The following is a 15,607-nucleotide window of genomic DNA, read 5'->3' as shown; positions in this document are numbered from 1 at the left end:
GACGAGTCCCGTTCACAACATCTTCTGCGGAGTATGGGTCCCGGCCTTCGCCGGGACGACGGTGGTGTTTGCGACCGCGTCCTTGCTCAGCAACGCTCACCGCGGCGTCAGCGTGATGGCCTCAGCGGTCGCGACTTCAGTCGGCGGCTAAAGAAGTCCCGGATTGCGCTGCGCTCCATCCGGGCTACGAGATTCCGCTACCCCTCCCCCTCGTCGCTCGCCAGCACGCCCTTCACCGCCCTCGCCCACCCCGCAAGCTTGCGCTCCCGTGTCGCCTGGCTCATGTTCGGCTTGAAGCGATGCTCCAGCCGCCAATTGTCGGCGAATTTGGTCGGCTCGGGATAGACGCCGGCCTGGAGGCCGGCGAGATACGCCGCCCCTAACGCGGTGGTCTCCTGGATCACGGGGCGATCGACCGGGGCGTCCAGCAGATCGGCGAGGCGCTGCATGGTCCAGTCGGACGCGGTCATGCCGCCGTCGACGCGCAACACGACGCTTGCGGTTTCCGAGCTCGGCCAGTCGGCGCGCATCGCGGCCCAGAGATCGAAGGTCTGGTAGCAGACGCTCTCCAGCGCGGCGTGGGCGAGCTCGGCGGGGCCGGTGTTGCGGGTGAGGCCGAACAGCGCGCCGCGCACGCGCGGATTCCAGTAGGGCGCGCCCATGCCGACGAACGCCGGGACGAGGTAGACGCTCTGCATGGAGTCCGACTGATCAGCAAGCGGCCCGGTCTCGGCCGCATGCTTGATGATGCCGAGGCCATCGCGCAACCATTGCACCGCGCTGCCGGCGACGAAGATCGAGCCTTCGAGCGCGTAGGTGCGTTTGCCGCCGAGCTGGTAGGCGATGGTGGTGAGCAGCTTGTTTTTCGAGGCGACCGGCGTGGTGCCGGTGTTGAGCAGCGCGAAGCAGCCGGTGCCGTAGGTCGACTTCATCATGCCCGGGCGGAAGCAGGCTTGTCCGATGGTCGCGGCCTGCTGGTCGCCGGCAATGCCTGATATCGCGATGGCGCCGCCGAACAGGTCAGGCGTGCTTTCGCCGAAATGGGCGGAAGAGTCCTTCACCTCGGGCAGCATCGAGCGGGGCACGCCGATGATCTCCAGCAGCTCGTCGTCCCACTGACCGGTGTGGATGTTGAACAGCAGCGTGCGCGAGGCGTTGGTGGCGTCGGTGGCGTGCACCTTGCCGCCGGTGAGGCGCCACAGCAAATAGCAATCGACGGTGCCGAACATCAGCTCGCCGCGCGCCGCGCGCGCCCGCGCGCCCGGGACCTGGTCGAGGATCCATGCGACCTTGGTGCCGGAGAAATAAGGATCGATGATCAGGCCGGTCTTCTGCGAGATGATGGGCTCACGGCCGTCGGCTTTCAGCTTGGCGCAGATGTCGGCGGTGCGGCGGTCCTGCCAGACGATGGCGCGGTGCACGGCCTGGCCGGTGGCACGGTCCCACACCACGGTGGTCTCGCGCTGGTTGGTGATGCCGATCGCGGCGATGTCCTTTGCGCCGATGCCGGCGTTCGCGATCGCTTCGCGGCAGACGTTGATGGTCGAGGTCCAGATGTCCTCCGGCTCGTGCTCGACCCAGCCCGAAGCCGGAAAATGCTGTGGAAACTCGGCCTGCGCGCGTGCCGCGATGGAAATGTCGCTGCGAAAAACAATCGCGCGCGAGGAGGTGGTGCCCTGGTCGATGGCAAGAACGAAAGACATTGGAAGCACCCTTGGCGTTTTCCTGGGGTTTGCGGGTCGTTTTCTTGGCGTTGTCCCGTGAGGGATGGTTGTGTCGCGCCAAGAAAAGGGGATTGGCAGAGGAAGGTCAAGCCGCGAGGCGCTTACCCTCCCCTGGAGGGGGAGGGTCGGCTCGCATTGAGCGAAGCGAAATGTGAGACGGGGCGGGGTGACAGACTATCCGCGAACTTGGTGCTTCCGAGTTCTGAGCAGCAGCCGTCTCGTCGACGCAGGCGATACCGCCTTTGCGGCTTCACCCCACCCCGCCCGCGCTTCGCGCGGTCGACCCTCCCCCTCCAGGGGAGGGTAAGAGAAGCGGCGCTTGAAACACTACGTTCGACGATGTTTCAGGGGTACCGTTTCTGCTTCGCGCGATCCGTAGAGCTCGATGTAGATGCGCTCGAGCACGGCATTCAGATCGGCCGTAATCTCCGAATTCCAGAACCGGATGACGCGATAGCCCTCGCTCTCGAGCCAGTTCTGCCGCGCACGATCTCGTTCGGCAGTGTCGTTTTCGTTGTGATGTCCGCCGTCGATCTCCAGAATGAGCCGCTTCGCCGGACAGAAGAAGTCGACAATGTAGGGACCGATCGGTGCTTGCCGACGGAAGTGCGAGCCCTCGATCGGGAATTCCTTGAGAGCACGCCACAGAATCCGCTCGTGCGGCGTCGTATTCGCTCTCAGCTTCTTCGCGGCGGCGCGTCGGATCGATGTCGAGACCATTGCCGTGGCTTCACCCCACCCCGATCCAGGGGAGCGTAAGAGAAGCGCGACAACATTGCAATTGCAAGTAGAGCTACAATTACACCGCCGCCGTGGTGACGCCGCCGTCGATGACGATGGTCTGGCCGGTCATGAAGCTGGAGGCGTCGGAGGCGAGGTAGGCGACGGCGCCGGCGATTTCGTCGGGTTCGCCGATGCGGCGGAGCGGCGTGGTGGCGGTACGGCGCTTGAGGTTGGCTTCGTCTTCCCACAGCGCGCGGGCGAAATCGGTCTTGACGAGGCCGGGCGCAATGCAGTTGACGCGGACGCCCTTCGGGCCCCATTCGCCGGCCAGCGAGCGGCACAATGCGAAGTCCGCGGCTTTCGAGATGCCGTAGGCGCCGATCACGGTCGAGCCGCGCAGGCCGCCGATCGAGGAGATGATGACGACGGAGCCGCCGCCGCGCTCCGCCATCTGCGGGATCGCCAGCGCCGAGAGCCAGATGTTGCTCTTGACGTTCGAGCCCATGATCTTGTCGAAGGCCTCATCGGTGATGTCGAGCAGCGGGCCGTAATACGGGTTCACCGCGGCGTTGCAGACGAGGATGTCGACCTTACCGTAATGCTTCGTGGCGCCCGCGATCAGCGCCTCGACCTCGGCCTTGCGCGCGATGTTGCAGGGAATGACGACGGCATCGCCGCCGGCCGCAATGATCCCGTCGGCGACCTCCTTGCAGGCGTCGGCCTTGCGCGATGACACCACGACCTTGGCGCCGAGCTTGGCCAGCAGCTCGGCGGAGGAGCGGCCGATGCCGCGGCTGGATCCGGTGACGATGGCGACTTTACCGGTGAGATCGAACGGGGTGTTTTTCATGGATGTGGGGCTCCCTTCTTGATTCGCTGCTCACGACTCCGTCATGGCCGGGCTTGTCCCGGCCATCCACGTTCTTCCTGCTGCCAAGACGTGGATGCCCGGGACAAGCCCGGGCATGGCGATCTTGGTGCGGCCCGAGACCCGCGTACGGCGCTCAGATCAACCCGCCGCCATCCGCGACGCGGCGCTGGTGGTAGTCGGTGTCGCCGAAGGTGTTCTCGATCATGGTGAGGCGCTTGAAGTAATGGCCGATCTTCGCCTCCATGGTCATGCCGATGCCGCCGTGGAGCTGGATCGACTGCTGGCCGACGAACTTGGCCGACTTGCCGATCTGCACCTTGGCCGCGGCGATCGCGTTGGAACGCTCTCGCGCGTCCGCGAAATCGCCGGCCATGGTCGCGAACATCGACATCGACCTCGCCTGCTCGGCGGCGACGAACATGTCGGAGGCGCGGTGCTGCAGCGACTGGAACGAGCCGATCGCGACGCCGAATTGCTTGCGCGTCTTGATGTACTCGACCGTGGTCTTGAGTGACTCGTCCATCAGGCCGACCGCCTCGGCGCAGAGCGCGATGCGGGCTTCGTCCACCACGCGCTCGATCAGCGCGAGCGAGTCGTCCGGATTGCCGAGCACCGCATCCGCGCCGACCTCGACGCCGGTGAAGGTGATGTCGGCGGCGTGCAGCCCGTCCTGGGTCGGATAGGACTTCTTGGCGATGCCCCTGGCATTCGCAGGCACCAGGAATACGCCGATGCCGGTGGTGTCGCGGCGATCGCCCCTGGTGCGCGCGGTGACGATCAGCGTGTCGGCGTTCTCGCCGTTGAGCACGACAAATTTTTCGCCGTCGATGATCCAGCCGTCGCCCTTCTTCTTGGCGGTCGTGGCGACGTCGAACAGATCGTAGCGCGAGTTCTTCTCGAGCTGGGCAAAGGCGAACGTCTTGCTGCCGTCGACAATGCCGGGCACGTGCGCGGCTTTCTGCGCATCGGTTGCAGCGTGGCGGAGGAAGCCGCCGCCGATCACCACGGTCGGGAGATAAGGCTCGAGCACCAGCGCCTTGCCGAGCGCTTCCATCACGATCATGGTCTCGACACCGCCGCCGCCGAAGCCGCCTTCGGCTTCGCTGAAGGGAAGCCCGAGCAGGCCCTGCTCGGCGAGCTTGCCCCAGACGGCTTTGCTCCAGCCGCCCTTCTCCTTCATGTACTTCTTGCGGCTCTCGAAATCATAGGAATCGGTCAGCAGGCCGTCGATGCTGTCCTTGAGAAGCCGTTGCTCCTCGGTCAAATCAAAATCCATGTTCTAGCTTTCCTGGTACCTGGAATTGTTTGGTTTCGTCATTCCGGGATGGCCCGAAGGGACAGACCCGGAATCCATCTCGCCGTTGAATGTGCGGTCTGATGGATTCCGGGCTCGCGCTGCGCGCGCCCCGGAATGACGCCTAGAGCCCCAGCACCGCCTTGGCGATGATGTTGCGCTGGATCTCGTTGGAGCCGCCGTAGATCGAGACCTTGCGGTTGTTGAAATAGCTCGGCGCGATCTGGGCGGTCCAGTCCATGGCTTCGTTGGAGCCGTCGTCGCCGTGCACGTCGTAGGGCGCGGCGAACGGACCGATCACTTCCATCAGGAGCTCGGTCGTGGTCTGCTGGATCTCTGAGCCCTTGATCTTCAGCACCGAGGAGGCCGGATTGGGCTTGCCCTTGCCGTGCTTGCCTTCGTCGGCGACGACGCGCAATTGCGTCAGCTCGAGCGCCTTCAGCTCGATCTCGCAGGCCGCGAGTTTGTCGCGGAACGCGACGTCCTGGATGATCGGCTTGCCAGCGGATTCGACCTTGGAGGCGAGATCGCGGATGCGGCGCAGCCGCTCCTTGGAGACGCCGACCCGCGCGATGCCGGTGCGCTCATTGCCGAGCAGGAATTTGGCGTAATCCCAGCCCTTGTTCTCCTCGCCGATCAAATTCTCGATCGGCACCTCAACGTCGTCGAAGAACACTTCGTTGACCTCGACGCCACCGTCGATGGTCTGGATCGGACGCACGGTGACACCCTTCGACTTCATGCTGAAGACGATGAAGGAGATGCCCATCTGCTTCTTGGCGCTCGCGTCGGTGCGGCAGAGGCAGAAGATCATGTCGGCGTGTTGCGCCAGCGTGGTCCAGGTCTTCTGGCCGTTGATGATCCACTTGTCGCCCCTGCGCTCGGCCTTGGTCTTGAGCGAAGCGAGGTCGGAGCCCGAGCCGGGCTCGGAGAACCCCTGGCACCACCAGTCGTCGACATTGGCGATGCGCGGCAGATACTGCTTCTTCTGCTCCTCGTTGCCGAAGGTGTAGATGACGGGGCCGACCATGCTGACGCCGAAGGCGAGCGGCTGCGGCGCAGGATAGGACTGCAGCTCCTCGTTGAAGATGTAGTGCTGCACGCTGGTCCAGCCGGTGCCGCCATATTGCTTCGGCCAGTGGCTGACGCCCCAGCCCTTCTTGTTGAGGATGCGCCACCACGTCACCATCTCGCCCTTGGAGAGATGACGGCCCTCGACCAGCTTGCGCCGCGTATCGGGCGGCACGTTTCCGCGGAAGAACTCCCGCACCTCCTCGCGAAACGCCTGCTCTTCTTTCGTGAATGCGAGATCCATCGGATCCTCCTGTGAGCGATAGTCCTATTTTGTGTCGTGTTTCTGCTGCTGGCGCAATTCGTGGCGCGACAGCTTGCCGACCGGTGTGCGCGGCAGGTCGTCGACGAACGCGACTTCGGCCGGCAATTCGTGCTTGCCGAGCTTGCCGGCGAGCTGCGCGCGCAGCTCCTCGAGCGAGAACGGCTTTGCGCCGGGCCTGAGCTTGATGAAGGCTTTCGCGGCTTCGCCGCGATACGAATCAGGAATGCCGAGCACGATCACCTCGTGCACGCCGGGAAGGGTGTAGATCGCCTGCTCGATCATCTGCGGATAGACGTTGAAGCCGCCGGAGATGATCATGTCCTTCTTGCGGTCGACCAGGAAGAAATAGCCGTCAGTGTCGACATAGCCGATGTCGCCGGTGACGAAGCGGCCGTCGACGAAGGCCTCCGCGGATCCCTCGGGCCTGTTCCAGTAACCCTTCGTGACGTTCGGGCCCTTGATGCGGATCTCGCCGACTTCGCCAGGCGGCAATACGCGGGTCGGATCGTCCAGGGCGACGACGTCGAGCTCGATGCCGGGCAGCATCAGGCCGATCGAGCCGGGCTTGTCGGGGCCAACCGGCGGATGGCCGGTGCCGGGCGAGCAGGTCTCCGTCATGCCCCAGCCGCTCTTGAGCTTCTTGCCGACCTTGCGTTCGAAGAAGCTCGCGACTTCAACCGGCAGGGGCGCGCCGCCGGAGCCGATGGTGGCCAGCGAGGAGAAGTCGCGCTTGTCGAGATCGGGGAGCGCTGCGATCGCGATCCACATCGTCGGCACGCCCGGGAAATAGGTCGCGCGCTTGACCTCGATGTCGCGCATCACGGCTTCGACATCGAAGCGCTGATGCAGCGAGATCAGATAGCCGCGGCGGAGCGAGGACAGCAGCACGACGGTCAGCGCATAGATGTGAAACAGCGGCAGCACGCCGATCACGCGCTCGACGACATCGCCACGTGCGGCTCGGGACGGCTTGCCCCAGATATCGTAGATCGACACCGCCGAGGTGAGATTGCCGTGCGTGAGCATCGCGCCCTTGGGCAGGCCGGTGGTGCCGCCGGTATATTGCAGCAGCGCGACATCGTCGGCCGCGACTTGCGGCCACTCTGCCGGCGCGGTGGCGCCCTCGACAAAGGCCTTGAAGGTGACGATGCGGGGATCGCCGGGGATCACAGCCTGCGGTGTGCCGACCTTGCCCCAATTGTCGTCCTCGCAGACGATCAGGCGATCGACCAGCCCCTTCTCCAGCAATTTCAGCGCGGTCGGCAGCAGGGCCGCGAGATTCGAGGTGACCAGCACGCGCGAGCCGGAATCGGAGACCTTGTGCGTCAGCGCGATCTCGCCGTCGAGCGGCGACAGATGCGCGACGCGGGCGCCTGCCTTGAGCGCGCCGAAGAAGTTGACGGGATGATCGGGCGTGTTGCCGAGGAACAGCGCGACCGAACTGTTCTTATCGCAGCCGGCGCGCAGGAAGGCGGCCGCGGCGCGCTCCGCCATCGCGGCGAGTTCGGTGTAGCTGATCGGCCGATCGCGAAACTCGAGCGCGATGCGCGCACCGTAATCGGCGGCGGCTTTCGACAGCAGGTCGGGAAGCGTGCCCTGGACGATCGCGTCGTCCCAACGCACGCCCTCGGGATAAAACTGTTCGCCGGGATGGGTCATTTGCTGGTTTTGCCGCACAGACGGTCATTCCGGGGCGCCCAGAGGGCGAACCCGGAATCTCGAGATTCCGGGTTCGATGCTGCGCATCGCCCCGGAATGACGTGGTGGGGGCTGCAGCCCATCACGCCGCCTTCGATGCCGCGGCCAGCGAGGCGAACGTCTTGCCTTCGGCTGCGAGCTTCTTCAGCAGCGGCGCGGGCTCGAGGCTGGGGTCGTTGGTCTCCTTGGCATAGAAGGAGAGACGATCGGCGATGTGCTTGAGGCCGACGGTGTCGGCCCAGAACATCGGGCCGCCGCGGTAGATCGGCCAGCCGTAGCCATAGAGCCAGACCACGTCGATGTCGGACGGGCGCGCCGCGATGCCCTCTTCCAGGATCTTCGCGCCCTCGTTGATCATCGGATACATCATGCGCTCGAGGATCTCGTCGTCGCTGACGATTCGCTTCTTGCGGCCGAGACGCAGCAAGGTCTCGTCGATCAGCTTCTCGACCTCGGGATCGGGCATCGCCGAGCGCGAGCCGGCTTCATACTTGTAGTAGCCCTTGCCGGTCTTCTGGCCGAAGCGGCCGGCTTCGCACAGCGCGTCCGCGATCTCCGACTTGATGCCGCGGTCCTTGCGCGAGCGCCAGCCGATGTCGAGGCCGGCGAGATCGCCCATCGCGAACGGCCCCATCGGCATGCCGAATTTGGTCACGACGGCATCGACCTGCTGCGGCAGCGCGCCTTCGAACAGCAGCTTTTCCGACTGCTTGCCGCGCTGGGCCAGCATGCGGTTGCCGACAAAACCGTCGCAGACGCCGACCACCGCCGGCACCTTCGCGATCTTGCGCGCGATGCTCACCGCGGTGACCAGCGCATCCGGCGCGGTCTTGTCGGCGCGCACGATCTCGCACAGCTTCATGACGTTGGCCGGCGAGAAGAAGTGCATGCCGAGCACGTCCTGCGGACGCTTGGTCGATTTCGCGATCTCGTCGATGTTGAGGTAGGAGGTGTTGGAGGCCAGCACCGCGCCCGGCTTGACGTATTGGTCGAGCTTGCCGAACACTTCCTTCTTGACCGCCATGGTCTCGAACACGGCTTCGATCACCAGGTCAGCATCGCCGACATTCTCGATGCCGACGACGCCGTTGATCAGCGCCATGCGCTTGGCGGGCGCATCCGCCGGGATGCCGCCGCGCGCGGCGGTCGCTTCCCAGTTCTTCTGCATGATGCCCATGCCGCGCTTGAGCTGCTCCTCGCCGGTCTCGATCAAAGTGACGGGAACGCCGGCATTGGCAAACGACATCGCGATGCCGCCGCCCATGGTGCCGGCGCCGAGGATGGCGACGCGGTTCACCGGCCGCGACCTGGTGCCCTCGGGCACGCCCGCGATCTTGCTGGCCTCTCGCTCGGCGAAGAAGGCATAGCGCTGCGCCTTGGACTGGTCGCTGGCGACGAGCTTGAGGAAGCCCTCGCGCTCCTTCTTCAGGCCCTCGTCGAACGGCAGGTCGATGGCGTAGCCGACGGCGTCGGCCGCCGCGAACGGCGCTTCCAGGCCGCGCGACTTCTTGGTCATCGCGGCGACCGCATTGGTGAAGATCGAGCGGTCGGCCTTCGCCGCCGCGATCTTGGAATCGTCGTCGCGCAGACGGCGCAGCGGACGCTTCTCGGCCAGCAGCTTGCGGACGAAGGCTTCGCCGCCGGAGGCCGGGCCTTCGACGATCTCCTCGATCAGGCCGTGCTTCAGCGCCTCGGCCGCGCCGATCGGGTCACCGCCCACGATCATCTTGACGGCAAGCTCGGGCCCAACCGCGCGCGGCAGGCGCTGGGTGCCGCCGGCGCCCGGCAGCAGGCCGAGCTTGACCTCGGGCAGGCCGAGCTTGGCCTCTTTGACCGCCACGCGGAAATGACAGGCCAGCGCGACCTCGAGGCCGCCACCGAGGGCGGTGCCGTGGATCGCGGCCACGATCGGCTTCGGCGAATTCTCCATCTCGGCCAGCACTTCGTTGAGGCCGGGCGGCTTCGGCGGCTTGCCGAATTCGGTGATGTCGGCACCGGCGATAAAGGTGCGGCCGGCGCAGGTCAGCACGATGCCCTTGATCGCGGGGTCGGCGATCGCGGCCTTGATGCACGTCAGAATACCGCCGCGCACTGCGGCGCTCAGCGCGTTGACCGGAGGGCTGTCGACCGTGACGATCCCGATTTCGTCATGACGCTCAAGCTTGACCACTTCGCTCACGGTGTCCCTCCTGGGGTAATTTTTGTTCAATCTCGCAGTGCGGAATTTAATTCCGCATCTTGACGGCAGGGTTATTTTGAAGCACGTGGCTTGTCAACGACTCCGCGCAAGAGCAGATCAGGGATGAAGCGTACAGGAAAGAAGACTGCGACCGACCGGAATTTCGTGGTCGCGCTTTCCCGCGGGCTGGACGTATTGCGCGCATTCGAACCCAATGACGGCCTTCTCGGCAATCAGGAGATCGCGTCGCGGACGAATCTGCCCAAGCCGACGGTATCGCGGCTGACCTATACGTTAACCAAGCTCGGCTATCTGGCGCCGGTTCCTCGCTTCGAGAAGTACCAGCTGACGCCCGCTGCAATGTCGCTCGGTTACGCGGCGCTCGCCAATCTCGGTGTTCGGCATTTGTCCGAGCCGTTTCGCGAGGAAGTGATGCGCGCCACGGGCGGAGCGGTCGCCGTCGGCGGCCGCGATCGTCACAGCATGATCTATTTCGGGCAGAGCCGCGGCAGCGAGACCGTCGGCGTTCAACTTGACGTCGGCTCCCGCGTGCCGATTGCAACCAGCGCGATGGGCCGCGCCTATTTCTGGGCGCTGAGCGAAGACGACCGCGCCGAATTGTCGCGTGTCCTGCGCGAACATTACGGCAGCCGCTGGCCCAAGATGCGCGACGGGTTGGAACGATCCGGCGAAACCGTCGCGAAGTACGGCTTTGCGATGTCCGTCGGCGACTGGCACGACGACATTGGCGCGGCCGGCGTCGCGCTCAAGCTCAACGACGGAACCGGGCCTTACGCATTCAATTGCGGCGCGCCTGCATTCCGCTTCACGGAAGAGCGTTTGATCAACGACATTGGACCGCGTCTGCTTGCGATGGTAAGGAACATCGAAGCGGCACTGGGGGGTCTGATGCCGCATTCAAAAAAACAAGACAGCAAGAAGCTGAAGTCAGGAGGAAAAGTTGCGCGTGTGGCCGAGGGGATCAGATAGCCTTCGTCATTGCCGGGAGCGGTTCACATCGCTCCTCCGCCCACTGAACAACGTGGGCGAGACGAGATGACGCAGGCACAGCTCGCGCAGGGGACATCGCCTCTGCTCGCGGTTCGCGACGTCAGCGTCGTGTTCGGCGGCATTGTCGCGCTCAACGGCGTGTCGTTCGACATGCACAAGGGCCAGATCCTCGGATTGATCGGGCCCAACGGCGCCGGCAAGACCACGCTGTTCAACTGCCTCTCCCGGCTGTACCAGCCGTCGTCCGGCGATATCCTGATGGAGGGCGCGAGCATCCTGACGCGGCCTGCGCACCGGATCGCCGAGATCGGCATTGGCCGGACCTTCCAGAACGTGGCGCTGTTTCCGAACCTCTCGGTCATGGACAATGTCCGCGTCGGCACCCACGCCCGCACCTCCAGCGACATCATCAGCGACTCGCTGCGCCTTGCCTGGATTCGCCGCAGCGAGAGCAGCGTCAACAAGAAGGTGCACGAGATCCTCGCCTATCTCGACCTGGAGGACGTCGCCCATAGCGTCGTGTCCGGCCTGCCCTTCGGCACGCAGAAGCGCGTCGAATTGGCGCGCGCGCTCGCGGCGGACCCGAAGATCCTGTTGCTCGACGAGCCCGCGGGCGGCCTCAACCACGAGGAAGTCCATGTGCTCGGCGACCTCATCCGCCGCATCCGCGACGACCGTCACATGACCGTGCTGCTGGTCGAGCACCACATGGGCCTCGTGATGTCGATCGCCGACCACGTCGTCGCGCTAAATTTCGGCAAGAAGCTCGCGGAAGGCACACCCGCCCAGGTGCAGGTGGATCCCGACGTCATCAAGGCCTATCTCGGGAGCAAGGACCAATGACGACGCTGCTCAACGTCAAGGACCTGCGCGCCTATTACGGCCAGGTCCAGGCGCTCCATGGCCTCTCCTTCTCGCTCAGCGAAGGCTCGCTGACCACGCTGCTCGGTGCCAACGGCGCCGGCAAGACCACGACGCTGCGCGCGATCTGCAACATGGTGCGCTCCACCGGCGGAATCGAGTTCGACGGCAAACCGCTGAACAACCGCTCCACCGAAAGCATCGTGCGGTTCGGCATCGCGCATGTGCCGCAGGGCCGCGGCACCTTCACCACCATGACGGTGGAGGAAAACCTCCAGCTCGGCGCCATCACCCGCAAGGACAATGCCGGCATCATCTCCGACATCGAGCGCATGTATGCGCATTTCCCGGTCCTGAAGCAGCGGCACACCCAGCAGGCCGGCACCCTCTCCGGCGGCGAACAGCAGATGCTCGCGGTCGCGCGTGCGCTGATGCTGCGGCCCCGGCTGATGCTGCTCGACGAGCCGTCCTTCGGGCTGGCGCCACTCGTGGTGCGCGACCTGTTCGGCATCCTCGGCAAGATCAATCGCGAGGACAAGGTGTCGATTCTGGTGGTCGAGCAGAACGCCCAGCTTGCGCTCGAGCTCGCCGACCAGGCCTATGTGATCGAGACCGGCCGCATCGTGATGTCGGGCAATGCCAAGGACATCGCGAACAACGAAGAAATCCGCAAATCCTATCTGGGTTACTGAGGAGCCGGGACAATGGAACTGTTTACCAACCAGGTCCTGGCTGGGATTGCCACCGGCGCGATCTACGCCTGCATGGCGCTCGCCGTGGTCATGATCTACCAGGCCATCGACCATCTCAACTTCGCGCAGGGCGAGATGGCGATGTTCTCGACCTTCATCTCCTGGCAGCTGATGCAGTGGGGCGTTCCTTATTGGGTCGCTTTCGTGCTCACGCTGGTCTTCGCCTTCGTCGGCGGCATTGCCATCGAGCGCATCCTGTTCAAGCCGCTCGCCAAGGCCCCGATCCTCACCAATGTCGCCGGCTTCATTGCGCTGTTTTCGATCATCAACTCCTCGGCCGGCCTGATCTGGGACTTCACCATCAAGCAATATCCGACCCCGTTCGGCTCTTCGCCGTTTCTTGGCAGCCAGCTGATCTCGACCCACCAGGCCGGCATGATCGGCGTCACCTTGCTGCTGCTGATCGGTCTCTACTTCTTCTTCCAGTACACCCGGATCGGCCTCGCGATGCGGGCGGCCGCCTCGGTGCCCGAATCGGCCCGCCTCGTCGGCATCAACACCTCCTGGATGATCGCGCTCGGCTGGGGCATGGCGTCTGCGATCGGCGCGATCGCCGGCATGCTGATCGCTCCCGTCGTGTTCCTGGAACCCAACATGATGATCGGCATCCTGCTCTACGGCTTCGCCGCCGCCGTGCTCGGCGGACTAACCAGCCCGTTCGGGGCCGTGGTCGGCGGCTTCTTGATGGGCATCTTCGAGAACCTTGTCGGCACCTACGTCCCCGGGGTCGGCAATGAACTCAAACTCCCGATCGCGCTCGCGCTGATCATCTCCGTCCTGGTCGTCAAACCCGCTGGTCTGTTCGGCCGGCACATCGTCAAGCGAGTTTGATCATGAGCGCTGTAGAAGACGTCGTCACGGAAGCCCCGGCCGTCGAGGCCGTTCCGAAGCGCGCCATGACGCTGGGCACGGGCACCTCGCTCGTGGTGCTGCTGCTTCTCGTCGCCGTTCCGCTGTTTGCGAAGAACTTCGTCATCTTCCAGCTGACTCAGTTGCTGTATCTGGGTCTCGCCGTGCTGGCGCTGAACATCCTGACCGGCGGCTCGGGCCAGTTCTCGCTTGGCCAGAGCGCGTTCTACGGCGTCGGCGCCTATGTCACCGCGGTGATGATGGAGCAGTTCAACGTCCCCTATTTCCTCTGCCTGCCGGTCGCGGGCGTCATTTGCTTCGGCGCGGGCTTCCTGTTCGGCCAGCCGGCCTTGCGGCTGTCCGGCGTGTACCTCGCGCTGGCCACCTTCGCGCTCGCCACCGCCATGCCGCAGCTGCTGAAATTGAATTTCCTCGAGAAGTGGACCGGCGGCGTGCAGGGCCTCGTCGTCACCAAGCCGGACGCACCGTTCGGGCTGCCGATGTCGCAGGACATGTGGCTCTATTACTTCTCGCTCGTCGTCGTGCTCGCGATCTACATCTTCTCGGTGAACCTGCTGCGCTCCCGCTCGGGCCGTGCCTTCATGGCGATCCGCGACAACGAGATCGCGGCCTCCGCCATGGGCGTCAACGTCGCGCTCTACAAGACGCTGGCCTTTGGCGTCTCGGCCGGCATCACCGGCGTCGCCGGCGGCCTCAGCGCGATCGCGGTCCAGTTCGTCGCGCCCGACAGCTTCACCATCACGCTGGCGATCCAGCTGTTCCTCGGCATGGTCGTCGGCGGCGTGGGCTGGCTGCCCGGCTCGATCGTCGGCGCCGCCTTCATCATCTTCGTGCCGAACATCGCGGAGGGCATCTCGAAGGGTCTCTCCGGCGCCGTGTTCGGCGTGCTGCTGTTCCTCGTCATCTACCTCGTGCCGCACGGCGCACGGCAGGTCGCGATCATGGGCCAGCAACTCGCCGGAAGACTCAGAAAGAACTGAAAACGGTCCATTAAAGAAGGAGACCAAATTGATTTTCGAAAGAACACTCCGAACCGCCGCGCTGGTAACAGCAACGGCGGTCATCACTTTCACCTCCGGCGCAGCACTCGCTCAGAAGAAATACGACACCGGCGCGACCGACACCGAGATCAAGATCGGCAACATCATGCCGTACAGCGGTCCGGCCTCGGCCTATGGCGTCATCGGCAAGACCGAAGAAGCCTATTTCAAGATGATCAACGACAAGGGCGGCATCAACGGCCGCAAGATCAACTTCGTCACCTATGACGACGGCTATTCACCGCCCAAGGCGGTCGAGCAGGTCCGCAAGCTGGTCGAGAGCGACGAGGTGCTCGCCGTGTTCAACCCGCTGGGCACGCCCTCGAACAGCGCGATCCAGAAATACCTGAACGCCAAGAAGATCCCGCAGTTGTTCGTCGCCACCGGCGCCACCAAGTGGAACGATCCGAAGAACTTCCCCTGGACCATGGGGTGGCAGCCCTCCTATCAGAGCGAAGCGCAGATCTACGCGAAATGGCTGCTGAAAGAGAAGCCCGACGCCAAGATCGCGATCCTCTATCAGAACGACGATTTCGGCAAAGACTACCTCAAGGGCACCAAGGACGGCCTCGGCGCCAAGGCCTCGTCCATCATCATGGAGGAGAGCTACGAGGTGTCCGAGCCGTCGATCGACGGCCACATCGTCAAGATCAAGGCCGCCAATCCCGACGTGCTGATGATCTACACGACCCCGAAATTCGGCGCCCAGACCATCAAGAAGACCGCCGAGCTCGGCTGGAAGCCGCTGCAGATCATCACCAATGTGTCGGCGTCGGTCGGCAGCGTGATGAAGCCGGCCGGCTTCGAGGCCTCGCAGGGCGTGCTGTCGGCGGCCTATGCCAAGGACGGCGCCGATCCGCGCTGGAACGACGACCCCGGCATGAAGAAGTGGTCCGAGTTCCTCGACAAGTACATGCCCGGCGCGGACAAGACCGATGCCAGCATCGTCTACGGCTATGGTGCGGCGCAGACGCTGGCCAAGGCGCTGGAGCAGTGCGGCGACGATCTCACCCGCGCCAATCTGATGAAGCAGGCGGCGAGCCTGAAGGACTTCGCTCCCGACACGCTGCTGCCGGGTGTCAAGATCAACACCGGTCCAAGCGACTTCGCCCCGATCAGCCAGCTCCAGATGCAGCGTTTCAAGGGCGAGAGATGGGAACAGTTCGGCGAGATCCTGAACGGCGATGTCGCTCCGGAATGATGCGCTGACGCCATAGTCGAAAGTCGAGAAGCCCCCGCGATCGAACG

At 64.5% G+C, this 15,607-nt stretch carries 13 protein-coding genes; 6 read left to right on the top strand and 7 right to left on the bottom strand.

The window, feature by feature from the left end:
- Window positions 1-197 precede the first annotated feature (197 nt).
- The 7 genes from glpK to AC0L2O_RS13305 all read right to left on the bottom strand — a co-directional run bounded on the left by glpK (window position 198) and on the right by AC0L2O_RS13305 (window position 9,825).
- Window positions 198-1,703, bottom strand: coding sequence for a glycerol kinase GlpK (glpK, locus tag AC0L2O_RS13335; protein WP_473370040.1), 1,506 nt, complete (start codon window positions 1,701-1,703; stop codon window positions 198-200).
- Window positions 1,704-2,051: 348 nt separating this feature from the next.
- A complete protein-coding gene (locus AC0L2O_RS13330) occupies window positions 2,052-2,444 on the bottom strand; it encodes an endonuclease domain-containing protein (RefSeq protein WP_473370039.1) in 393 nt (130 codons plus the stop codon).
- A 79-nt stretch (window positions 2,445-2,523) separates the two neighbouring features.
- Entirely contained in the window at window positions 2,524-3,297 is a 774-nt protein-coding gene (locus tag AC0L2O_RS13325; protein ID WP_473370038.1) for an SDR family NAD(P)-dependent oxidoreductase, read from the bottom strand.
- A 154-nt stretch (window positions 3,298-3,451) separates the two neighbouring features.
- Window positions 3,452-4,594 carry a pimeloyl-CoA dehydrogenase small subunit gene (gene pimD, locus AC0L2O_RS13320; protein WP_473370037.1) on the bottom strand — a complete coding sequence of 381 codons (1,143 nt, stop codon included), beginning with the start codon at window positions 4,592-4,594 and terminating at the stop codon, window positions 3,452-3,454.
- A gap of 142 nt (window positions 4,595-4,736) precedes the next feature.
- Window positions 4,737-5,927, bottom strand: coding sequence for a pimeloyl-CoA dehydrogenase large subunit (pimC, locus tag AC0L2O_RS13315; protein WP_473370036.1), 1,191 nt, complete (start codon window positions 5,925-5,927; stop codon window positions 4,737-4,739).
- Between the two features lie 24 nt (window positions 5,928-5,951).
- Window positions 5,952-7,607, bottom strand: coding sequence for a dicarboxylate--CoA ligase PimA (gene pimA, locus AC0L2O_RS13310; protein ID WP_473370035.1), 1,656 nt, complete (start codon window positions 7,605-7,607; stop codon window positions 5,952-5,954).
- A gap of 121 nt (window positions 7,608-7,728) precedes the next feature.
- Window positions 7,729-9,825 (bottom strand): 3-hydroxyacyl-CoA dehydrogenase NAD-binding domain-containing protein, encoded by a 2,097-nt coding sequence (locus AC0L2O_RS13305; protein WP_473370034.1) that lies wholly within the window; start codon window positions 9,823-9,825, stop codon window positions 7,729-7,731.
- 123 nt (window positions 9,826-9,948) lie between these two features.
- On the opposite strand from AC0L2O_RS13305, the gene AC0L2O_RS13300 reads away from it, so the two are divergent.
- The 6 genes from AC0L2O_RS13300 (at window position 9,949) to AC0L2O_RS13275 (ending at window position 15,560) form a co-directional block, all read left to right on the top strand.
- On the top strand, window positions 9,949-10,815 hold the full coding sequence (locus AC0L2O_RS13300; RefSeq protein ID WP_473370033.1) for an IclR family transcriptional regulator: 867 nt from the start codon (window positions 9,949-9,951) through the stop codon (window positions 10,813-10,815).
- 66 nt (window positions 10,816-10,881) lie between these two features.
- Window positions 10,882-11,679 (top strand): ABC transporter ATP-binding protein, encoded by a 798-nt coding sequence (locus AC0L2O_RS13295; protein WP_369719446.1) that lies wholly within the window; start codon window positions 10,882-10,884, stop codon window positions 11,677-11,679.
- On the top strand, window positions 11,676-12,389 hold the full coding sequence (locus AC0L2O_RS13290) for an ABC transporter ATP-binding protein (protein ID WP_369719447.1): 714 nt from the start codon (window positions 11,676-11,678) through the stop codon (window positions 12,387-12,389). The genes AC0L2O_RS13295 and AC0L2O_RS13290 overlap by 4 nt, the downstream gene beginning before the upstream one ends.
- Before the next feature lie 12 nt (window positions 12,390-12,401).
- A complete protein-coding gene (locus AC0L2O_RS13285) occupies window positions 12,402-13,280 on the top strand; it encodes a branched-chain amino acid ABC transporter permease (protein WP_473370032.1) in 879 nt (292 codons plus the stop codon).
- A gap of 2 nt (window positions 13,281-13,282) precedes the next feature.
- Window positions 13,283-14,299, top strand: coding sequence for a branched-chain amino acid ABC transporter permease (locus AC0L2O_RS13280; protein ID WP_369719448.1), 1,017 nt, complete (start codon window positions 13,283-13,285; stop codon window positions 14,297-14,299).
- Between the two features lie 28 nt (window positions 14,300-14,327).
- Window positions 14,328-15,560: an ABC transporter substrate-binding protein gene (locus AC0L2O_RS13275; protein ID WP_473370031.1), complete on the top strand. Its 1,233-nt coding sequence runs from the start codon at window positions 14,328-14,330 to the stop codon at window positions 15,558-15,560.
- The last annotated feature ends 47 nt before the right edge of the window (window positions 15,561-15,607 follow it).

The sequence above is a fragment of the Bradyrhizobium sp. Kon10 genome (assembly GCF_055807395.1).
This window is presented reverse-complemented; position numbering and strand designations above follow the sequence as displayed.

Excerpts from the sequence above, each read along its gene's own strand:
- AC0L2O_RS13300 (WP_473370033.1), top strand. The coding sequence starts at position 9,949 with ATGAAGCGTACAGGAAAGAAGACTGCGACCGACCGGAATTTCGTGGTC.
- AC0L2O_RS13285 (WP_473370032.1), top strand. The coding sequence starts at position 12,402 with ATGGAACTGTTTACCAACCAGGTCCTGGCTGGGATTGCCACCGGCGCG.
- pimD (WP_473370037.1), bottom strand. The coding sequence starts at position 4,594 with ATGGATTTTGATTTGACCGAGGAGCAACGGCTTCTCAAGGACAGCATC.
- AC0L2O_RS13295 (WP_369719446.1), top strand. The coding sequence starts at position 10,882 with ATGACGCAGGCACAGCTCGCGCAGGGGACATCGCCTCTGCTCGCGGTT.
- glpK (WP_473370040.1), bottom strand. The coding sequence starts at position 1,703 with ATGTCTTTCGTTCTTGCCATCGACCAGGGCACCACCTCCTCGCGCGCG.
- AC0L2O_RS13325 (WP_473370038.1), bottom strand. The coding sequence starts at position 3,297 with ATGAAAAACACCCCGTTCGATCTCACCGGTAAAGTCGCCATCGTCACC.
- pimC (WP_473370036.1), bottom strand. The coding sequence starts at position 5,927 with ATGGATCTCGCATTCACGAAAGAAGAGCAGGCGTTTCGCGAGGAGGTG.
- AC0L2O_RS13330 (WP_473370039.1), bottom strand. The coding sequence starts at position 2,444 with ATGGTCTCGACATCGATCCGACGCGCCGCCGCGAAGAAGCTGAGAGCG.
- AC0L2O_RS13280 (WP_369719448.1), top strand. The coding sequence starts at position 13,283 with ATGAGCGCTGTAGAAGACGTCGTCACGGAAGCCCCGGCCGTCGAGGCC.
- pimA (WP_473370035.1), bottom strand. The coding sequence starts at position 7,607 with ATGACCCATCCCGGCGAACAGTTTTATCCCGAGGGCGTGCGTTGGGAC.
- AC0L2O_RS13290 (WP_369719447.1), top strand. The coding sequence starts at position 11,676 with ATGACGACGCTGCTCAACGTCAAGGACCTGCGCGCCTATTACGGCCAG.